At 74.6% G+C, this 19,343-nt stretch carries 16 protein-coding genes; 4 read left to right on the top strand and 12 right to left on the bottom strand.

From position 1 onward, the window contains the following. Positions 1 to 101: 101 nt before the first annotated feature. The 3 genes from ACZ7RU_RS31570 to ACZ7RU_RS31560 all read right to left on the bottom strand — a co-directional run bounded on the left by ACZ7RU_RS31570 (position 102) and on the right by ACZ7RU_RS31560 (position 2,141). Positions 102 to 836, bottom strand: coding sequence for a DUF305 domain-containing protein (locus ACZ7RU_RS31570; protein ID WP_470344386.1), 735 nt, complete (start codon positions 834 to 836; stop codon positions 102 to 104). Beyond that, positions 833 to 1,498: a DUF3105 domain-containing protein gene (locus ACZ7RU_RS31565; protein WP_470344385.1), complete on the bottom strand. Its 666-nt coding sequence runs from the start codon at positions 1,496 to 1,498 to the stop codon at positions 833 to 835. The genes ACZ7RU_RS31570 and ACZ7RU_RS31565 overlap by 4 nt, the downstream gene beginning before the upstream one ends. Positions 1,499 to 1,601: 103 nt before the next feature. Continuing rightward, positions 1,602 to 2,141, bottom strand: a complete 540-nt coding sequence (locus ACZ7RU_RS31560; protein ID WP_470344384.1) for a hypothetical protein — start codon at positions 2,139 to 2,141, stop codon at positions 1,602 to 1,604. A 316-nt stretch (positions 2,142 to 2,457) separates the two neighbouring features. On the opposite strand from ACZ7RU_RS31560, the gene ACZ7RU_RS31555 reads away from it, so the two are divergent. Next, positions 2,458 to 4,119: a protein phosphatase 2C domain-containing protein gene (locus ACZ7RU_RS31555; RefSeq protein ID WP_470344383.1), complete on the top strand. Its 1,662-nt coding sequence runs from the start codon at positions 2,458 to 2,460 to the stop codon at positions 4,117 to 4,119. An 858-nt stretch (positions 4,120 to 4,977) separates the two neighbouring features. Here ACZ7RU_RS31555 and ACZ7RU_RS31550 read toward each other — a convergent pair. The 4 genes from ACZ7RU_RS31550 to ACZ7RU_RS31535 form a co-directional block, all read right to left on the bottom strand. Further along, positions 4,978 to 5,577 (bottom strand): TetR/AcrR family transcriptional regulator, encoded by a 600-nt coding sequence (locus ACZ7RU_RS31550; RefSeq protein WP_470344382.1) that lies wholly within the window; start codon positions 5,575 to 5,577, stop codon positions 4,978 to 4,980. Positions 5,578 to 5,653: 76 nt separating this feature from the next. After that, positions 5,654 to 6,703 carry an agmatine deiminase family protein gene (locus tag ACZ7RU_RS31545; protein ID WP_470344381.1) on the bottom strand — a complete coding sequence of 350 codons (1,050 nt, stop codon included), beginning with the start codon at positions 6,701 to 6,703 and terminating at the stop codon, positions 5,654 to 5,656. A 17-nt stretch (positions 6,704 to 6,720) separates the two neighbouring features. Beyond that, positions 6,721 to 8,442 carry an urease subunit alpha gene (locus tag ACZ7RU_RS31540; protein ID WP_387758090.1) on the bottom strand — a complete coding sequence of 574 codons (1,722 nt, stop codon included), beginning with the start codon at positions 8,440 to 8,442 and terminating at the stop codon, positions 6,721 to 6,723. Further along, positions 8,439 to 9,149: an urease subunit gamma gene (locus ACZ7RU_RS31535; protein WP_470344380.1), complete on the bottom strand. Its 711-nt coding sequence runs from the start codon at positions 9,147 to 9,149 to the stop codon at positions 8,439 to 8,441. Before ACZ7RU_RS31535 ends, ACZ7RU_RS31540 begins: the two co-directional genes overlap by 4 nt. A 575-nt stretch (positions 9,150 to 9,724) precedes the next feature. Between ACZ7RU_RS31535 and ACZ7RU_RS31530 the strand changes: the two genes are divergently transcribed. Further along, positions 9,725 to 10,240: an ATP-binding protein gene (locus tag ACZ7RU_RS31530; protein WP_470344379.1), complete on the top strand. Its 516-nt coding sequence runs from the start codon at positions 9,725 to 9,727 to the stop codon at positions 10,238 to 10,240. A 494-nt stretch (positions 10,241 to 10,734) separates the two neighbouring features. Continuing rightward, positions 10,735 to 13,047, top strand: a complete 2,313-nt coding sequence (locus ACZ7RU_RS31525) for an ATP-binding SpoIIE family protein phosphatase (protein WP_470344378.1) — start codon at positions 10,735 to 10,737, stop codon at positions 13,045 to 13,047. A gap of 65 nt (positions 13,048 to 13,112) precedes the next feature. On the opposite strand, the gene ACZ7RU_RS31520 is transcribed toward ACZ7RU_RS31525, so the two are convergent. The 5 genes from ACZ7RU_RS31520 to ACZ7RU_RS31500 form a co-directional block, all read right to left on the bottom strand. Continuing rightward, on the bottom strand, positions 13,113 to 14,210 hold the full coding sequence (locus ACZ7RU_RS31520; protein WP_470344377.1) for a DUF2637 domain-containing protein: 1,098 nt from the start codon (positions 14,208 to 14,210) through the stop codon (positions 13,113 to 13,115). A gap of 224 nt (positions 14,211 to 14,434) precedes the next feature. Beyond that, the gene (locus tag ACZ7RU_RS31515) at positions 14,435 to 15,400 is read right to left on the bottom strand and encodes a (2Fe-2S)-binding protein (protein ID WP_470344376.1); all 966 of its coding nucleotides are present in this window, start codon (positions 15,398 to 15,400) and stop codon (positions 14,435 to 14,437) included. Positions 15,401 to 15,560: 160 nt separating this feature from the next. Next, the gene (locus tag ACZ7RU_RS31510; RefSeq protein WP_470344375.1) at positions 15,561 to 16,403 is read right to left on the bottom strand and encodes a hypothetical protein; all 843 of its coding nucleotides are present in this window, start codon (positions 16,401 to 16,403) and stop codon (positions 15,561 to 15,563) included. Between the two features lie 227 nt (positions 16,404 to 16,630). Beyond that, positions 16,631 to 17,479 (bottom strand): hypothetical protein, encoded by an 849-nt coding sequence (locus ACZ7RU_RS31505; protein ID WP_470344374.1) that lies wholly within the window; start codon positions 17,477 to 17,479, stop codon positions 16,631 to 16,633. A gap of 174 nt (positions 17,480 to 17,653) precedes the next feature. Continuing rightward, positions 17,654 to 18,283 (bottom strand): nucleotidyltransferase family protein, encoded by a 630-nt coding sequence (locus ACZ7RU_RS31500; RefSeq protein WP_470344373.1) that lies wholly within the window; start codon positions 18,281 to 18,283, stop codon positions 17,654 to 17,656. A gap of 252 nt (positions 18,284 to 18,535) precedes the next feature. Between ACZ7RU_RS31500 and ACZ7RU_RS31495 the strand changes: the two genes are divergently transcribed. After that, positions 18,536 to 19,306 carry an HNH endonuclease family protein gene (locus tag ACZ7RU_RS31495; RefSeq protein ID WP_470344372.1) on the top strand — a complete coding sequence of 257 codons (771 nt, stop codon included), beginning with the start codon at positions 18,536 to 18,538 and terminating at the stop codon, positions 19,304 to 19,306. Positions 19,307 to 19,343: the final 37 nt, after the last annotated feature.

Here is a 19,343-nt window from a genome sequence, read left to right as displayed (position 1 = left end):
AGGGGAGGGCAGGTGGGGGGGGGGGGGAGGGCACGAAGGAAGACCCCCCCCCCACCCCCCCCGGCCGCCCGGGGAGAACGCGGAGCGTGCGGAGCGGCCGCTCAGGAGGCGGGTACGCCGGGGGTGGCGCCGCGCTCCTTGAGCATGTCGGTCATCAGCTCGAGCTCGGAGGTCTGGCCGACCACCATCGACTGCGCGAGCCGCTTCTCCGTCTCGTTCCCGGCCTTGTCGACGTAGCCCTGGGCCATCTCGACGCCGCCCTTGTGGTGTTCGATCATCAGCTGGAGGTAGTACACCTCGGCGTCCCGCCCGCTGAGCGTGCGCAGCTTCGCGATCTGGGCGTTGGTGGCCATGCCGGGCATCAGCGAACCGTCGTGGGCCTGGTACTCGTGGCCCATCTTCATCCACGCCATCGGCGTGGCGGTCGAGTGCTGGGGCAGCCCCCACTGGTCGAGCCAGCCCATCATCATCCCGCGCTGGTTGGCCTGGGTGTTGATGATGTCGAAGGCCAGGGTGCGGGTCGGCTCGTCGGCGGTGCGGTCCCGGACGACGAACGACAGGTCCACGGCCTGCTGGTGGTGGGTCGCCATGTCGCGGGCGAACCCCGCCTCGGGGGAGTCGCCGGCCGGGACGGACAGCGTGGACGCGCCGGACGCGGAGGTCCCGCTCGCCACCAGGGCCGGCACCCCGAGCGCCAGTGCCACGGCGGCGGCGAGCGCGGCCGGCCACCACATGCGGCGGCGGCGCGGGGACCCGCCCTCGGCGACGGCGTCCGTCGCGGCGTGCGCGGCGTCCTCCGTCGCGGCCTCGTCGCGGCGGCCCGGGTCGGCGGTCACATCTGCCCCATGGTGCAGGAGGCGCCCGGCTCCTGGGTCTGCTTGCCCTGGACGTACTTGGTGAAGAACTGCTCCACCCGCGGGTCGCTGGCGCTCTCCACGATCAGCTGGGTGCTCCAGGCGTTCAGGGTGATGGTGCCCTCCTCGTCCGGGTACGGGCTCATCAGCGAGTACGGGGTCTTCTTGACCTTGTCGGAGAGGGTCTTCAGGTCGTCCGGCGTGGCCTTGCCGTTGTACGTCACCCAGACCGCGCCGTGCTCCAGCGAGTGGACGGCGCGTTCGTTCTCGACCGGCTGGTCGTAGACGTGGCCCATGCAGTCCAGCCAGATCGCGTTGTGGTCGCCGCCGACCGGCGGGGTCATCGGGTAGGTGACCTTGTCCTTGACGTGGGTGCGGCTCAGCTCGCCGAAGGTCTTCACGCCCGGGATGTCCGCGTTGGCGGCGGTCTCCTTGTCCTTCTTCTTCTGGTTCTGGTCCATGACGACCCAGGTGCCGGTGGCTATCGCACCGATCACCAGCACGCCTGCCGCCACCGAGGCGACGATCTTGTTGCGGCGGTCGCGGCGCTGCTCGGCGGCGCGCAGCTCGGCGATCCGGGCGCGGCGGTCGCCGCCGCCCTGCTTGCCGCCGGGCTTGTTGGACTGCTTGGAAGCGGAACCCATGGTGGTCGTCCTTGTCCCCGCCGCACCGGGTCGGGTGGCGGCGGTCAGCTGGAGTGAGAGGAAGGGCGGATCCGTCGGCGGCCGTGCCGACGGTGGGTTCCACTCAGGACCGGTGGACCTGGAGTTCGTGCAGGTCGGGAACCGGGTGCGAGCCGTCCAGCAGCCCGGTCGGCACCACCCGGGGCAGCGCCTCGGGCGCGGCGGGGGTCAGCGGTGACACGGCGGGCTGCGGCTGCGGCGGCGGGTTCGGCAGCTGGGCGTCCTGCGGGCAGTACGGGTGGCTGGAGCAGCCGTTGTCGCGCGGCGGCTGGCCGTCGGCGGTGCAGAGGATCCAGTGCCCCTGCTCCTCGGCCGTCCGGTGGTGGTCCGAGGACTGCGCGGACTTGGTGACCTTCGCGGCGCGGCCGCTGTGGGAGGTCTGCCCGGTGGCGACCTGGACGCTGACCACACTGACGACGGTGACGGCGCCGACCGCGGCCGAGGGCGGCGCCGGATGGCCGGAGCCGTCCGCCGCCTTCGCCGGGCCCGCGCAGGGCAGCAGCGTCAGCAGCGCGGTGAGCAGCAGGACCAACAGCCGACCCACCGGGCGGCCCGCGGACGCGGCCCTCCCCGGTCGGGGCGAACTGGGGGCCGACGCGGTCATGCGCACATTTAATCAGCCGAACGAGTGATGCGATGCCCCCCATTGGCCCCCATTTTCGGCGGCTCGGACACCCGGATGACCAGGAAACGCCCTGCTCCGGACACATCCGGCAAGCGCGGACGGAACGGAAGCGGACGAACCGAGGACGTACCCGGGGCCGGTCCGGCGAACCGGCTGGTGAGCGCGGTGGCCGGGACTCTCCGGTGGGTGACCGGTTGTCGCCGAAACCCGGACAGGGTCGTCGCAGGTGGAGAACAATGTCGTCAGCCCGGCCCGCCGGGGGCGGCGCGACCACGGAACGACCAGGAGCCGTCAGATGAGCAAGCAGGGTGCACCCGCACAACCGCACCGGCCGGACGACGGCTGGTGGGACGCCGTCTACGACGGTCCGACGGGCACCCTCCCGGACACCCCGCACGCCGACCCGGGGGACGGCAGCGTGGACGACTGGTTCGACACGGCGGTCGGGCTCATCGGGCAGCAGCGGTCGGCGGAGCCGGTGGCGGAACCGGAGCCGGAGCCGGAGCCGGAAGCGGAAGCGGAGTCGAAGTCCGAGCCGGAGGCGCCTGGGGGGCCTGACGGTTCCGGCGGGTCGGCGGGCTCAGCGGGCTCGGCGGGTTCGGAGGGCTCTGAGGTCTCGGCGGGTTCGGACGGTTCGGCGGGTTCGGACAACCGGGACAGCCTCGACGACTGGTTCGACACCGCGGTCGGCGTGATCGGCGGCACGGAAGGGATCGGGCGTCAGCGGACCTCCACCGAGACCCACCGGTTCCCGGCCCCCGCCTTCGCCGACGACGCACCGAAGGCGGCACCGGAGCCGGAGGCCGTACCGGTCCCGGACCCGGTCTCCCTGGAGAAGCCCACCCCGCCGCCCACCCCCGAACCTGCGCCCGAACCCGAGCCCGAGCCCGTCGTCGAGGCACAACCCGAAGCCGAAGCGGAGCCTGAGCCCGGACCCGTCCACACCCGGGAGCCCGACCCCGAGCCCGACCCCGCGGCCCAGACCGCGCCCGTCCCCGACCCCCGCCTGGCCGCCCGCGCACCGCTCGCCGACGGCGGCACCGCCGTCCCACACGTCGGCGAACGCCCCCCTACCTACGGACCCGAGCCGACGGCCGTACCCGAGGCGGACCCGGGCTCACTGCGCGCGGTCGTACCGGACACCGTGCTGGACGGCGCCCAGTACGGATCGTCCGTCCTGCGCGCCGCCTCCGTGCGGGGCGACTCCGCGCGCTACCGGGGAGAGCCGCGCCGCGACTCCCTGCTGGTCACGCGGTTCGGCGAGGGCCCCGACGGTCTGCTGCTCGCCGTCCTCGGCGGCTTCGACCGTACGGGTGGGCCTGCCGAGGAGGAGATGGTCACCGCGGCGGCGGTCGCGGCCGCCACCGGCGAGGCGTGCCACCAGCTCGCCGCCGCGATCGGGCGCAGCCGGGCCGGACTGGCCGCCGACCTGCGCGACGGCGCCCGCGACCGGCTCCGCTACGGCCTCCAGCGTCTCGCCACCGGCGCGGCCGCCCCGCTGCGTGCCCTGGCGCCCCGGGCGGAGGGGGACGACACCCCGTCACCGGCCTCGCTGCACTGCCTGATGGTGTCGCTGGACCCGGAGGCGGGTTACCGGGCGTCCTTCGGCGTCGGCCCGGGCGGGCTCTACCTGCTGCGCTCCGGCCACTGGATCGACGCCTACGCGGCCCGGCTGCTGCACCACCCGGACGGTCAGCCGCCGGTCTCCGAGGCCCCGGTCCCCGGCCCGCGTCCGTTCCGCTTCCGGCTCGTCCCCGCGACGCCGGGTGACATCCTCCTCCTCTGCGCCCCCGGCCTGGCCCGCCCCATCGCCGACGAGCCGGCCGTCGCCCACTTCCTCTCCTCCCACTGGGCCCACCCCCACCCCCCGGGCACCGTCGACTTCCTCCGCCAGGTCCAGGTCCGCGCCAAGGGCTACGCCGACGACCGCACAGCCGCCGCCATCTGGACCGAGTGACCCCGCCCCGCACGAGAAGTCGACCCGGCCGACTTCCCGCGCACGACCCCAGCGTCCCCCTGCCGTATAGGAAGTCGGCCGACCCGACTTCCTACGCCCGAGGGCACGATTCCCGCTCCTGCGTGAGAAGTCGGCCTGATCGACTTCTCGCGTGCAGGTCCCCATGTCACCTGCCGTACAGGAAGTCGACCGGCCCGACTTCCCGTGTGCGAGGGGGTGCCTGGGCGGAAACAAATCTGTAGACCGGTCTGCATATTCATGGCAGGTTGGGTGCGGCCTGTGCTTGCGTGAGAATTCGGTCTGGTCGACTTCTCGCGCGCAGGCCCTCAGGTCGCTGCCGCCCGATGGGGGTGAGTGCCTGCCCCGGGGCGCATATGTAGACCGGTCTGCATATTCGGGGCACGGTCGGTCGGGCTTGCGCGAGAAGTCAGCAGGGCCGACTTCCTATGCGGGGGTGGCTTGGCGAGCTAAATCTGTAGACCGGTCTGCATATTTGGTGCCGCACAGTCGACGTCCTGAAGGGGCGTGGTCCGACGGTTGCGTGAGAAGTCGGTCTGGTCGACTTCTCACGCGCAGGCCTCCAGTCGCCGCCGCAGGGGAGGGCGATGGGTATCGGCGCGATGACGAATGTGTAGACCGGTCTGCATATTCGGCGAGCAGGGTAGCCGGGCGCTTGCGCGGGAAGTCGACGGGGCCGACTTCCTGTGCGCGCGGGTGGCCGGACAGGGGAAACCCTGTAGACCGGTCTGCATATTCGGCCGGGCGGCGGCGTTGGGCGCAGGCGCGAGAAGTCGGCGGGGCCGACTTCTCGCGCAGGGCCAGGGCCAGGGCCAGGGGCAACACCAGGCCCAGGCGCGGTCAGGTGCGGAGGAGGATGGTGGTGACGGCGGTGGCCTGGGTGAGGGCGGCGGGGCGGTGGGCGTCGGGGAGGCCGATGGCGATGGGGACGGCGAGGCCGTCGAGCAGGGCGCGGATCTGCACCGCGCGGTCGGCGGCGGGGCCCGGGGTGAAGTGGCCGGCGGCGGTGCCCTCCTCGATGAGGGCGACCAGGTCGGCCTGCCAGGGGGCCTCGATCTCCTGCTGGCCCTGGCGGATCTCGGCGCTCGCGGGGGAGCGGCCCCACACCTCGACCCAGAGGATCCAGCGCGGGTCGCCGGCCCCCTCCGGCAGGTAGAGGCGCAGGTAGGCGTCGAGGCGCTGCCAGGGGTCGAGGGCGCGGTCGGCGAGGGCCTCGCGGCGGCGGGCGCCGAGCTGGTCCTCGCTCCAGCGGAGGGTCTCCAGCAGCAGCTGGTCCTTGCTGCCGAAGTAGTAGAGCAGGTGCCCGGCGCTCATCTGGAGCTGCTTGCCGAGCCCGGCCATGGTGAGTTTGCCGAGCCCGTGTTCGGCGATCGCGGCCCGGGCGGCGGCGAAGACCTCCTCGCGGGGTCGGGCCGGCCGGCGCGGGCGGGGGTCGGCCATGTGCGGATCTCCTCGGGGGCACGGCGCTCGGAGGGCTGCCCGGGTGGGAGCGCGCGGCTCCCACCCGGGTGGGGCGTCAGAGCGCCTTCGGCTGCTGCTGGGTGATGCAGTGGATGCCGCCGCCGTTGGCGAAGATCTCACGGGCGTCGACGAGTTCGACGGTGCGCCCCGGGTAGGCCTCGGCGAGGACGGCGGCGGCCTGCTGGTCGCGCAGGTCGTCGAAGGCGCAGAGGATCACGGCGCCGTTGGCCACGTAGTGGTTGATGTACGAGTAGTCGACCGGCTCGCCGTCCTCGTCCAGCAGGACGGTGGGGGCGGGCAGTTCGATGACCTCCAGCGTCCGGCCCTGGGCGTCGGTCGAGGCCCGCAGGACGGCGACCAGTTCGCGGCAGACCTCGTGGTCCGGGTGCGAGGGGTCGGGCTGGACGTGGGCGACCACGACGCCGGGGCGCACGAAGGAGGCGACGATGTCGATGTGCCCGCGGGTGCCGAACTCGTCGTAGTCGCGGGTGAGTCCGCGCGGCAGCCAGATGGCCTTGGTGGTGCCGAGGAAGGCGTGCAGCTCGGCCTCGACCTCCTCCTTGGTCCAGTCCGCGTTGCGGCCCTCGCCGAGCTGGACGGTCTCGGTGACCAGCACCGTGCCCTCACCGTCGACGTGGATGCCGCCGCCTTCGTTGATCAGCCGGGAGGCGAAGTGCCGCGCCCCCGTCAGTTCGCCGAGGTGCTCGGCGACGTGCTGGTCCTTGTCCCAGCGGGCCCAGGACTGCGCGCCCCAGCCGTTGAAGATCCAGTCGGCGGCGGCCAGTGAACCCTTGCCGTCGATCAGGAAGGACGGGCCGATGTCGCGCATCCACGCGTCGTTCAGCGGGCGCTCGACGATCTCGACCCGCTCGGAGACGTACTTGCGCGCCTCCGCCGTCTCACCGGTGTTGACGACCAGCGTCACCGGCTCGTACCCGGCGATGGTGTCGGCGACGGCGGCCCAGGCCCGGCGGGCGGCGTGCAGCTGCTCGGGGCCGTCGAAGGTGGGGTTGGCGGTGGGGAAGGCCATCCAGGTGCGGTCGTGCGGGTGCCACTCGGCGGGCATCCGGTAGCCGAGCGAGGCGGGCGTGGGGGTGGTCATCATCGCGTCCTAGGGGAGGGTCAGAGGAAGTAGAGGCGGCTGAGCGAGACGCTGTCGGCGGGCTCGGAGCGCAGCGGCGAGCCGTCCAGGGAGACCAGTCCGGTCTCGGTGACCTCGACGTGGCCGACGCGGGCGTTGCGCACCATGTCGCGCGGCCCGATGCCGCGGGTGTTCCGCACGCCGACCCGGCGGCGGCGGGTGGGCAGTCCGTCGGCGGCCCGGTCGAGGTAGGCGCCGTCGGCGGCGGCCTGGGCGACGAAGGCCACCGAGATGTCGGCGGCGGTCGCGCCGTGGGCGCCGAACTGGGGCCCCAGGACGAGCGGTTCGCAGCGGTCGGTGGAGGCGTTGGGGTCGCCGACCACTCCGTACGCGGGGAAGCCGGCCTTGAGGACCAGCTGCGGCTTGGCGCCGAAGTGGTCCGGGCGCCAGAGCACGATGTCGGCGAGCTTGCCGACCTCGATCGAGCCGACCTCGTGCGAAAGGCCGTGCGCGATGGCCGGGTTGACGGTGAGCTTGGCGATGTAGCGCAGCACGCGCTCGTTGTCGTCGCCGCTCTCCGTCGTCCCGTACGAGCCGGTGCCGTCGAGCGGGCCGAGTTCGGCCTTCATCTTCCCGGCCATGGCGAAGGTACGGCGCACCGTCTCGCCGGCCCGGCCCATGCCCTGGGCGTCGGAGGAGGTGATGCCGATGACCCCGAGGTCGTGCAGCACGTCCTCGGCGCCCATGGTGCCGGCACGGATGCGGTCGCGGGCCATCGCGGCGTCGCCGGGCAGGTCGGGCTTGAGGTCGTGCGCGGAGACGATCATGTCGTAGTGCTCGCCGAGCGCGTCCCGGCCGAACGGCAGGGTGGGGTTGGTGGAGGAGCCGATGACGTTCGGCACGCCCGCCATCTTGAGCACGTTGGGGACGTGCCCGCCGCCGCAGCCCTCGATGTGGAAGGCGTGGATGGTCCGGCCCTCCAGCACCTTCAGGGTGTCCTCGACCGACAGGCACTCGTTCAGGCCGTCGGTGTGCAGGGCGACCTGGACGTCGTACTCCTCGGCGACCCGCAGCGCGGTGTCCAGGGCGCGGGTGTGCGCGCCCATGTCCTCGTGCACCTTGAAGCCGGACGCGCCGCCCTCGGCCAGCGCCTCGATCAGCGGGGCCTCGTCGGAGGACGAACCGCGGCCCAGGAAGCCGATGTTGACGGGCCAGGCGTCGAACGCGTTGAAGGCGTGGCGCAGCGCCCAGGGCGAGTTGACGCCGACGCCCCAGACCGGGCCGAACTCCTGGCCGATGATCGTGGTGACGCCGGAGGCCAGCGAGGCCTCCATGATCCGCGGCGAGAGCAGGTGGACGTGGGTGTCGATGGCGCCGGCGGTGGCGATCAGGCCCTCGCCGGAGACGATCGTGGTGCCGGTGCCGACGACCACGTCGACGCCGTCGAGGGTGTCCGGGTTGCCGGCCCGCCCGATCGAGGCGATCCGGCCGCCGATCAGGCCGATCGAGGTCTTGCGGATGCCCTGGACCGCGTCGATCACCAGCACGTTGCTGATCACCACGTCGCAGGTGTCCCGGACGGCGGCGGGCTTGAGGTGCAGGCCGTCGCGGGCGGTCTTGCCGAAGCCGGCCAGGAACTCGTCGCCGGGCGCCTGGGAGTCGGACTCCACGCGGACGATCAGTCCGCTGTCGCCGAGCCGGACGCGGTCCCCGGCGCGCGGGCCGTGCACGGAGATGTAGTCGTGGGGAGAGATCGCCGTCACGAGGGCACCTCCGAGTCGTCGAAGTCGGTCAGGTAGCCGGTCGCGCGGGCCTTCGCGAGGGCGGCCTCCTTCGCGCCGGGCGCGTCGAGGGGGCCGTCCACGAGCCCCGCGAAGCCGATCGCGACCCGCTCGCCGCCGATCGGCACCAGGCCGACCTCGACGGTGCTGCCCGGGTCGAAGCGGACCGAGGAGCCGGCCGGGACGGCCAGGTGGGTGCCGTAGGCGGCGGCCCGGTCGAAGGCCAGACGCGGGTTGGCCTCGAAGAAGTGGAAGTGCGAGGTGACCGAGATCGGCACCCCGGAGGTGTTGTGGACGGGGAGCAGGAGCGTCTCCTCGACCGGGTCGTAGCCGGTGCCGTCACCGATCAGCGCGCCGCCGGGGGCCTCGTCGCCGAGCGAGCCGGCGCCCCTGAACGGGTCGTTGACGACGGCGAGGCGGGTTCCGTCGTCGAAGACCGCTTCGACCTGGACGACGGTGACCACGTCCGGCACGCCGGGCAGCACGTCCTCGGCGGTCAGCACGGAGCGGCCGGCCTCGATGGCCTCGGCCAGGCGTCGGCCGTCGCGGGCGGCCTCGCAGACGGTGTCCGCGATCAGGGCGGTGGCCTCGGGGATGTTGAGGCGCACGCCCCGGGCGCGGCGGGCGCGGGCCAGCTCGGCTGCTGTGAAGATCAGCAGCCGGTCCCGCTCGGTGGGGGTCAGTCGCACGGTTCCTCGCTCGCGGTCGCCGGGGAGGGGGTCGGCTCGGGGGCCTCGGAAGGGGTCCGGTCCCGGAAGGTCCGGGCCTCGGAAGGTCCGGGGCCGATGTTAGAACGTCGTTCAAACACCTCGGGTCATTGAACCCGCACCGGGCCGCCCTGTCCAGCGTTGCCGCTGCGCGGGCGTTCGGCTTGCTGGGCGGGGGGTGGGGGTGAGCGGCCGGACGGCGCGAGGCGCCCGACGCCCGCCCTGGCGTGCGGCCCGCCCCCGGCGTGCGGCCGGCGCGCGGCGGGAGCGGGGGAGGGGGCGCGCAGGCGGGCGCATGGTCCTTACGGGCGCCGGGTGTGCGCGGGATCGGGCGGGGGCGTCCTCGAAAACAGCCCCTGCGCTTCGCAAACCTGTCCGGCGCGGGCAGTTGGATCACGCGAACCTTCCCGTGCCCCTTTCACCCCACGTGATCGGACGCACACTGTTGCAAACGCCGTCAACTGGGCATGAGGATGAGTGGTCAGATCGAGGGGGCCACCCGGCCGGCGGGGGATCCGGAGGCGGGGGCCTGGGATTCAGGGCGGGGGCATGGGTTGATGGACGGTCAGTCGCGATTCCCGCGGCAGCGGACGAGTTCCGGCGACGCCTACCGGTCCGGGCCGGTCCAGGGGCCGGTCGGCGGCACCGGGACGACCCTGCCGGGCGCACCGGCTCCGGGTTGTGCCGTGCACCGGCGGCTGCACCTGACGCTCGACCCGGCGGACCTGGTCGGGGTGGGCGCGGTCCGGCGGCGGCTGCGGTCGGCGCTGAGCCACTGGGGGGTGCCGGAGCTGTCCGACACCGCCGAGCTGCTCACCTCCGAGCTGGTCACCAACGCGCTGCTGCACACCGGCAAGGGCGCGGTGTTCGACGCGGTGCTCGGCTCGGACCACCGGCTGCGCGTCGAGGTGCAGGACGGCACCAGCAGACTGCCCGGCCGCCGGCGCGATCCGGAGGCCGAGTACGCGACCTCGGGGCGCGGCCTGCTGCTGGTGGAGGCGCTCGCGGACTCCTGGGGCGTGCAGCTGCGCGGCGACGGCAAGGTCACCTGGTTCGAACTCGCCACGCCCTGAGTCGGCGGGTCGTCCCGGTGCTGCCGTGCCGACCGGCCCCGTCCCGCCACCGCCGGCCGGGCCGTACGATGGTTCGCCGTCGATTGATTCGCTGGCGAAGGAAGCCCTGAACAGAAGGCGGAACGGAAGATTTCCGGGCCGTTGGCATTGCCGCTCGGCCGAACATTGGCCAGGATGGTGGGAATGTGTGTCCACGTGCGGGAAGCAGCGGGGAGACCGAACCTCGACTGGCCACCGCCCGTCGTACCGTCCTATCCAGCACGACCCATCACACCGCCACGCGGCCCGTCCGGACGGTCGGCGCGGTCCGCCACGGCAGCGGCAGGAGCAGCATGCCCACTGAGCCCGAGTCGCCGGGGCCGGCGCATCCTCCCGGCGCGGCGCCCGTCGTCGAGCCGCGAACCGTAGAGCCGAGGACCGTGGAGCCGCGAACCGTGGAACCGCGAACCGGAGAGCCGAGGACCGTGGAGCCGCGAACCGGAGAGCCGAGGACCGTGGCACCCAGGACCATCGCACCCCGGACCGTCGAGCCGCGGGTCGCCGAGCAGCCCGGCGCCCCGGAGCCGCGCACCTCCGGGCAGCCCGTCGCAGGCCCCGCCCCCACCGGGACGGGCCGGGCCCGGCCGCCCGCCCAGCCCGCGCGCCGCGGCTCCGTGGCGCGCCCGTCCCCGAGCCTCGCCGCCGCCCGGGTGGCGCCCGTGCTGTCCGGCGGCCTGCCGCCGTCCTCCGCGGACACCATGCCGGACTGGCTGGAGCCCGCGATGGCCGCCAACGGCATCGGCTCCTTCGACTGGGACATCCGCCGCGACGTCCTGGAGGGCGACCAGCGGGCCTGCGCCATCGTCGGACTCGACGCCCTGGAGCACGGCCGCTTCGACCGCACCGCCGCCTCCTTCCTGTCCCTGCTGCACCCCGAGGACGCGCCCGTGGTGCGCCGCCGGGTCGAGCGCGCGGTGGCCGAACTGGGCCAGTGCGGCGCCTACTACCGCACGGTCGGGGCGAAGGGCGGCATGCGCGCGGTGCGCTTCCGCGGCCGGGTGCTCGCCGACGCCTTCGGCCGGGCCTCCCGGATGGTCGGCTTCGTCTGGGACGCCACCGTCGAGCTGCACAAGCGCGACCACGCCGACCGGATGGCCCTGCTGCGCGAGGAGCGCTCCCGGTTCATCAAGGAGGCGGCGCGCGCCCTCTCCGAAGCCGTCACCGTGCGTGACGTGGCCCGGGTGTTCACCGAGCTGCCGCTGCCCGGGCTGCCCCCGGACGGCCTGGTGCTGGCCTCCTTCGAGGCCGGACGGGCGCGGATCCTCGGCGCCTCCGGCTACCGCGCCGACTCGCTGGCGGTCTGGGACCGCACCGTGCTGCCGGCCGGCCACCCGGCCGCCGAGGCGCTGCGCCACCGCGCGCCCGTCTTCGTCTCCACCCGCGAGGACTTCCGCGAGGGCTACCCGGAGGTGTGGGAGCCGACCAGCCGCACCGGCCGCGGCTCCTGGGCGTACCTGCCGCTGGTGGCCAGCGGCCGGGCGATCGGCGTCTGCGTGGTCAGCTTCGACGACGAGCGCGAGCTGGACGCGGACGAGCGCACCCTGCTGACCACCCTGGGCGGGCTGGTCGCCCAGTCGCTGGCCCGGGCCCGGCTGCACGACGCCGAGCACGAGCTCGCGGCCGGCCTCCAGCGGGTGATGCTGCCGCGCACCGTCCCGTCCATCCCGGGCGTGAGCACCGCCGTGCGCTACATCGCGGCCGGCTCCGGCCTCCAGATCGGCGGCGACTGGTACGACGTGGTGCCGCTGCCCGGCGGGCACGTCGGTCTGGTGATCGGCGACGTCCAGGGCCACGACGTGCACGCCGCCGGGATCATGGGCCAGCTGCGGATCGCGCTGCGCGCCTACGCGGCCGAGGGGCACCCGCCCGCCGCCGTGATGGCCCGTGCCTCCCGCTTCCTCGCCGACCTGGACACCGACCACTTCGCGACCTGCACCTACGCCGAGGTCAACGTGGACTACGGGGTGGTCTACGCCGTCCGGGCCGGCCACCTCGACCCGGTGGTGCGCCGCGCGGACGGCACCGCCGCCGTGGTGCCGGTGGCCGGCGGGCTGCCGCTGGGCATCGACCCGGACCAGGAGTACCGGGTCACCCGGTTCAGCCTGGACCCGGGCGAGACCGTGCTGCTCTGCACCGACGGCCTGGTCGAGGCGCGCGGCATGGACCTGGACGAGGGCATCGACCGGCTCACCCGGGTGCTCGCGCGCCCGCTGCCGGACGCCGCGGAGGCCGCGCGCGACCCGCTGGAGGAGCTGGCCGACCGGATCTCCTCCCAGGCCGCCGACTCCGGTGAGCGCGAGGACGACATAGCGCTGCTGCTCCTGCGCTGGGACGGCCCGGCCGGCGGTCTGGCCGCCCAGCAGCTGCGCCGCCGGATCGGCCAGGCCGACCTGGCGCGGGTCGCCGAGGTCCGGGCCGAACTGCGCGACGCGCTGCGCCGCTGGGGCGTGGCCGAGTTCATCGACACCGCCGAGCTGCTCTCCTCCGAGCTGGTCACCAACGCCATCCGGCACACCGACCGGGACGCCATGTTCACCGCCCGGCTCTACCGGGAGCCGGAGGAGGACGGCGGCCGGGCCCGGCTGCGGGTCGAGGTGGAGGACGAGTCGGACCTCTGGCCGACCCGCCGGACGCCGGGGGAGCAGGCCTCCTCCGGGCGCGGGCTGATGCTGGTGGAGGCGCTCGCGGACTCCTGGGGCGTGGAGCCGCGCGGCTCCGGCAAGCGGATGTGGTTCGAGCTCAGCGGGATGGCGGTGGCCGCGGCCTGAGCACCCGTCCGGTTCTCCGGCCTCCGTGGCGTCCGCGCGCCACCGGGGGGAACCGGCCCGGGGGGTCAGCCGAACTGCTGCTCCAGGTCCTTCAGTTTGCGCTCCAGCGAGTCCAGCCGGGGCAGCGTGACGGTGTCGTCCTCGGTGGTGAGGTCGATGGTGCGCCGCTCCGGACCGGCCGGCAGGCCCGGCTGGACGACCGCGCCCTCGGCCGGCGCGGTGGGGACCCGTTCCGCTCCGGCCCGTTCCGTCACCGCCCGTTCCGTCACCGCTCGCTCCGTCACCGCCCGTTCCGTGCCGGGACGGGCCGCTCCGGCGGCCGTCGCGGGCTCCGCAGCGGAGGCCAGTTGCCGAGCCGCGCCGCCGCCGCGCCGCCAGGCGCTGTGGGAGCGGTTGATCGCCCGGATCTCGGCCCGCTCCCGGCGCCCGGCCAGCTTGCGGCGCTGCTTCTCGACGGCGCGCTCCCGCTTCTCCTCGCGAACCTCGTCCACCGCCTCGTCCAGGCTGCGCACGCCTTCCAGGAGCATCAGCGACCAGGCCGCGTAGGTCTCGCGCGGGGCGCGCAGCCAGCGGACGACGCGGATCTGCGGCAGCGGTCGCGGTACCAGGCCCTGCTCGCGCAGGGCGGCCCGGCGCGTCTGCTTGAGCGCCCGGTCGAACAGGACCGCCGCCGAGAGGGACATGCCGGAGAAGAACTGCGGGGCGCCGGCGTGGGTCAGGCCGCGCGGGGCGTGCACCCAGTTGAACCAGGCCGAGGCACCGGCGAAGATCCAGACCAGCAGCCGGGAGCCGAACGCCGCGTCGCCGTGGCTGGCCTCGCGGACGGCGAGCACCGAGCAGAACATCGCGGCGCCGTCGAGTCCGAACGGGACGAGGTACTCCCAGCCGCCGGACAGGCCCAGGTTCTGCACCCCGAAGCCGACCAGGCCGTGGAAGGAGAGGGCGGCCGCGACGCCGGCGCAGCAGAACAGCAGGGTGTAGGAGGCGCCGCCGTACAGGGATTCCTTGCGGCGGCGCCGTTCCTCGGAGCGCTCCCAGGAATCCGTGCCGGCGGTGGGGGAGGTGGATCCCCGGCTGCGGAGCAGGGCCACCAGGAGTGCGCTGACCAGCAGCCCCACGACCACGGTGATCGCCCATCCGAGCGGTATGTCGGACAATTTCATCGCCGGAACCGGCCTCGCTTTCCTGCGTCGCTTGCCTGCGTCTTCCTGCGTCGTGACGGCGGGGACCATCATGGCGGATGCTCGGCGGGGGAATGGCTGATTCTCCGTCAATGCGCTGAGGAGAGGGATTTCTGACCCGGTTACCATCGCATTGTCATATGAATTTGGCGTGGATTGTTCCCGGAATCACGGGCTTTTCGAGCCTGCCCTCGGACAGGTTTTCGTCAACGTCGTGTGACGCGCGGGCAGCCGGCGCACATGTCCTGCGGATCCGCGGTGTAGACGAGGCAGCAGCTGGCCCGGGACCGCTCCGGGCCCGGAGCACCGTCGTCCCCGGGTGCCGGGGGCGCGAAACCGGCGCCCGGGGTGAAGGGGGCCGGGGCCGGAGCGGGGCGGGCGCCCGCGCCGGGCGGACGCGCGGGGTCGAGGGGCTCGCCGGGCGCCAGCAGCGCGGACAGTTCGGTGCGCGCCCTCTCCTGCTCGCCGAGCAGCCCGCCCGCGTACCAGAGCCCCTCCACCACCGCGTCGGTGGCCATCGCCCACAGCACCCGGGGCCCGCGCCGCGCCTCCGGGCCGAAGGCGGTGAGCACCGGGGCCAGGAAGGCGCCCAGCGCGGACCGCAGGGCGGCGGCCAGCGCCCGCTCGTCCGCCACCGTCCGGGGCCGCCCCGAGCCGGTCGCCGGGTCGGCCACCGAGCCGACCGCCGACCCCGCCGCCGGGTCGTCCGGCAGACAGGCGAACTCCGCCGGACGGACCGTCAGTTCGACCGCCCCGGGGCGCCGGCGCAGCGCGACGTCCCCGAGGGCGAGCAGCGGGACGCGCCGCTCCAGGAACCACGGCAGCGTGAACAGCAGCGAGACCGGCCAGACGAAGCGGTGCAGCCCGAAGCCGGCGGCGACGTCCGGGCGCAGCGGCTGCCCGTAGCGGGCGAGGCCCTGCCGGGCGTCGTGGTCGATCAGCTCGCGCACCGCCTCGGGGCGGGTGGCGAGGTCGGCGGCGGGCAGCCAGCCGTCGCCGCGCCGGGGTGGGGCGCAGCGCACCGTGAGGACGGGGGTGAGCCCGGACAGCCGCTGGTACGAGGGGGTGCCCGGGGCGGTGGGGCCGGGAGTCGGGGCGGGGGCGGGGGTGCGCGCCCCGGTGGTGCGGGGGGCACGCGGTCGGGGGCCGGGCCGGGCGCTGCTCACGGTCATGGACGGCCCCATCGGGTCGACCGGGGCGCCCATGGTCCGCCCGGCGGTGCCCGGCGCAGTGGAGGAGCCGGACGCGGCCGGACCGGGGCATGGCGGTGCCCGGGGAACGGCAAGGCGACCCGGCCGGGGTACTGCTCCCCCCGGCCAGGTTAGCCTCACCTTAGCTGATGCTGCCCCCGGTCTCGCTCGCGATGCGTCCGTCCGGGGGAGTCCCCGGCGTGCGGACGGCTCCCAGCTGGCGCGCCAGCCAGACCGGCACCCCGCCCAGGGCGGCCACCAGCCGGGTGGCCTCGGCCCGCAGCCGCGCGGCCTCGGGCGGCTCGGACACTTCGGCGAGCGCCGCGAGCGCCGGTGCCACCCCCACCGTGAAGCCGAGTTGCTCGCGCAGCCGCAGCGAGGCGTCGAACCCCTCCCGGGCGTTCCCGCGGTCCCCGCGGGAGAGCGCCAGCGCGCCCAGGTGCCGCCAGGTGTACGAGCGCAGCAGTTCGTCGCCGCGCTCGCCGGCGCCGTCGTGCGCCCGGCGGTAGGCGATCCAGGCGGCGCTGCGGTCGCGCAGCAGGTTCTCGGCGACCAGCCCGCGCCGGAAGTCCAGCAGCGGGCGGCCCGGGGCGTCCGGCGGCAGCAGCGCCGAGGTGCGGCCGAGCGCGGCCTGCGCCTCGTCCAGCCGGTCCCGCGGGCCGAGTACGCTCGCGACGTACGCGAGGAAGCCGCGGGCGCAGGCGGCGGCCGCGCGCTGCTCGGTGCCGGAGGCCAGGGCCTCCGCCAGGCGCAGCGCCTGCTCCGCCTGGGTCCAGTTCGCGGCGGTGAACAGGCACTGTTCGATGAGGAGTTCGGCCCGCCCGAGGGCCGCGTCCGGGTCGTGCTCGGCGGTCGGTCGCAGCAGTTCGGCAGCCTCCTGCCAGCACCCCCGGGACCTCAGCCGCCACACGGTGTCACCCGGCTCCTCCGCTGCCGCCCTCCCCCGCCCGACCGGCCCGCTCGGGTCCCATCCGTGCTCCGACAACGCCACCTCCTTGTGTGCGCCATCCGGCAAGGGCGCGGACCAGCCCCTGAGGCCCTGCCGTCACGACCCGTACGCATGACGACGACAGGGCGAAAGGCCCGCGCTGTGGCGGCAATTCAACACGGGGGTGAGCTTGTGCACCAGATCACGAGCGAAGGTTGTTGCTTTTGGAAGAAGAATGATCTAGAGGAGGTGGAGCGGGCCGGTCCGGTGGGCCGCCCGGCGGGTCAGGAGGTCCAGCCGGTCTCCATCAGGGCCTCGGCGGCGCCGTTCGCGGGCTGCGGCACCCCCGCCAGGTCCAGGCTGAACAGGGCGACCAGCAGCTGTTCGCCGCGCACGGTGGCCTGGTGCGAATAACCCGCGAGGGTGAACATCGCGGCGGCCGTCTCCTCGGCGTGCAGGGTCTGCAGCCACAGGCACTCGACCGACTTCACGTCGGCGGGCTCGGTCCAGGTGTCCACCTGGGCGACCATCCGGCTGCCCAGCAGGGTGACCCCGTCGCGCTCCTGGGCCTCGGTCAGTTCCAGGTCGTCGAAGCCCAGCCACTCCAGGTAGCGGGCGGCGGTGAACACCGCGTCCTGCGAGGTGCGCACCGGGTGCGGACGGAACGGCGCGCGGTGGCGGAACGGGCGGGAGCGGCCGGCCGAGGGCGGCGCGGGCGGGGCCGGGGCGGGCGCGTTCGCCGGGTGGGCCGGGTACGGGCGGGCGGCCTGCGGGCCGGGGGCGGCGAGCGGGGCGGCGGTGCCGGTGCCCAGCCGGGTGGTGCGGTCCACCGGCAGCCGGACGGTGGCCCCGCAGTTGCAGGTGAACTCGGGCTGCGGCCACTGGTCGGAGCGGCCGCAGTGCGGGCAGCGCATGCTCAGCCAGGAGTCCTCCCAGGAGCGGAAGCGGACCTGCACCGGCACCCCGCCGCGCAGCAGCGGCACCTTGAGCGAGGCCCCGCACGGGCAGGGCAGGGAGGGCGGTTCGTAGAGGTGCTCGCGGCGGCAGGCGGGGCAGCGGATCGCCCGGGCGCCACCGCCCGGCCCCGGCCGCGTGGGGTCGTGTCCGGTGAAGTCGTCGGGCAGTCCGGCCATCGCGGGCTCCGTCCGTCGGTGTCGGGTGGGTGGGACGTCTCCCATGCTCCCCGAAATGTCCGGCGCCGGACGCGGAATGGGGCAATCCTCAGGGACGGATCAGGGGATCCTGCCCGCCCGGGTAGGAGCGGAATCCTTCCCGAGGGGGATGCTCGGCCGGCCGCGCCGGGACGCTCACCCGGCGGACCAGCGGGCCAGGTCGGCGGGGGTGTCGAGGTCGTCCGGGACGGCGACGTCGGCGCACTCGACCAGCACCAGTTCCGCCGCGTGCGCCGCCAGCAGGGCGCGCGCCCCGGTGTCGCCGCGGGCGCCCGCCGCCGCCTCGGCGAAGTGCCGGGCGCCGATCAGCACCGGGTGCCCGCGCCGCCCGCCGTAGGCCGCCGCGGCCAGTTCGGCGCCGGCCCGGTGGGCGGCCAGCAGCCGGGCCACCGCGGCCGGGGTGACGCCCGGGGTGTCCACCAGCATCACCAGCGCCGCCGGGGCGTGCGGCGGCAGAGCGGCCAGGCCGGCCCGCAGCGAGGATCCCATGCCCTGCGCCCAGTCCGGGTTGCCGACCAGCCGGCAGCCCGGCAGGTGCGCGGTGGCCCGTACCCGTCCGGCCTCCGCGCCCAGCACCACCGTGACGTCCGCGCAGCCGCCGGCCCGGACCACCGCCACCGCGTGCTCCACCAGCGGCCGCCCCCCGTACCGGAGCAGCGCCTTGGGCCGCCCGCCGAGGCGCCGCCCGCCCCCGGCGGCGAGCACCAGGGCGGCGACCGGAGCGGCGACAGGGGCGGGTCCGGCGGGTGTCGGCGCAGTCTGCATGGGGACAGCGTGCCCGGTCGGGGCCGGGGCGCGCACCGTGGGGCCCGCAGCGGGAGCCGTACGCGGCGGCCGCGCCCCGGCAGTTCGGCTGCCGGGACGGGACGGGGCGGGGCGGGCGGTCGAGGAACCGGACCTGAGCGGGTGTGAGCTTCGGCATGCTCCGGGGGCGCCGCGTGGCGTCGCCTTGACCTGCCCCGGGGCGGCTGATCTGCTGGTTCGCCGTCAACCCACCCCTGATCCCGGGAGTTCTCCGTGCCCGCCCGCCGCACCACGCTGTCCGCCGCCACCGTGTTCCTGATATGCGCGCTCGCGCTGGTCGGCTGGCTGATCGGCGGCCGCGACCACCAGCCGAGCGACCCCGGACCCGGCGGCGGCACCGCCGCCGGAGGCGCGGGCACCAGCCCGCTGCGGAACCCGGACGGCACCAAGCCCGGCCTGGCGCCGCTGACCACCCCCGAGGACCGGAAGGCCGGCCGTGACGTCATCGCCAAGGTCGCCACCGCCGCCGTCGGCACCAAGGACGGCTACGACCGCAACGAGTTCGGCCCCGCCTGGACGGACAACGTCGAGGGCGTCCCGTTCGGCGGCAACAAGTGCGACACCCGCAACGACCTGCTCGCCCGGGACGGCACCGCCGTCGAGCACAAGGACGGCTCGGACTGCACGGTCACCGCGATGACCATCTGGGACCCGTACACCGGCAAGAGCGTCCAGTGGACCAAGCAGCAGGCCTCCCGGATCCAGATCGACCACGTGATGCCGCTCTCCTACGACTGGCAGATGGGCGCCCGCACGTGGGACAAGGCCAAGCGCGTCCAGATCGCCAACGACCCGCTCAACCTGATCCCCGCCGACGGCTCGCAGAACGCCTCCAAGGGCGACTCCGGCCCGGCCACCTGGCTGCCCGCCAACCCCGAGATCCGCTGCGCGTACGCGGTGCGCTTCGCCCAGGTCTCGCTGAAGTACCAGCTGCCCGTCACCGATGCCGACAAGAGGGCCATGCTCCAGCAGTGCGACGGCTGACGAAACGCCGGTCCACGGCGAGACGTCGACGCGCGGC

It is taken from the genome of Kitasatospora sp. NPDC114501, from assembly GCF_055633695.1.
Note: the sequence above shows the minus strand (reverse complement) of the source record. Positions and strands in the feature narration are given on the sequence as shown.

What these genes read in the sequence shown, in the direction of transcription:
- ACZ7RU_RS31565 (WP_470344385.1), bottom strand. Translation starts at nt 1,498, where the DNA reads ATGGGTTCCGCTTCCAAGCAGTCCAACAAGCCCGGCGGCAAGCAGGGC.
- ACZ7RU_RS31560 (WP_470344384.1), bottom strand. Translation starts at nt 2,141, where the DNA reads ATGACCGCGTCGGCCCCCAGTTCGCCCCGACCGGGGAGGGCCGCGTCC.
- ACZ7RU_RS31555 (WP_470344383.1), top strand. Translation starts at nt 2,458, where the DNA reads ATGAGCAAGCAGGGTGCACCCGCACAACCGCACCGGCCGGACGACGGC.
- ACZ7RU_RS31550 (WP_470344382.1), bottom strand. Translation starts at nt 5,577, where the DNA reads ATGGCCGACCCCCGCCCGCGCCGGCCGGCCCGACCCCGCGAGGAGGTC.
- ACZ7RU_RS31545 (WP_470344381.1), bottom strand. Translation starts at nt 6,703, where the DNA reads ATGATGACCACCCCCACGCCCGCCTCGCTCGGCTACCGGATGCCCGCC.
- ACZ7RU_RS31530 (WP_470344379.1), top strand. Translation starts at nt 9,725, where the DNA reads ATGGACGGTCAGTCGCGATTCCCGCGGCAGCGGACGAGTTCCGGCGAC.
- ACZ7RU_RS31520 (WP_470344377.1), bottom strand. Translation starts at nt 14,210, where the DNA reads ATGAAATTGTCCGACATACCGCTCGGATGGGCGATCACCGTGGTCGTG.
- ACZ7RU_RS31515 (WP_470344376.1), bottom strand. Translation starts at nt 15,400, where the DNA reads ATGACCGTGAGCAGCGCCCGGCCCGGCCCCCGACCGCGTGCCCCCCGC.
- ACZ7RU_RS31505 (WP_470344374.1), bottom strand. Translation starts at nt 17,479, where the DNA reads ATGGCCGGACTGCCCGACGACTTCACCGGACACGACCCCACGCGGCCG.
- ACZ7RU_RS31500 (WP_470344373.1), bottom strand. Translation starts at nt 18,283, where the DNA reads ATGCAGACTGCGCCGACACCCGCCGGACCCGCCCCTGTCGCCGCTCCG.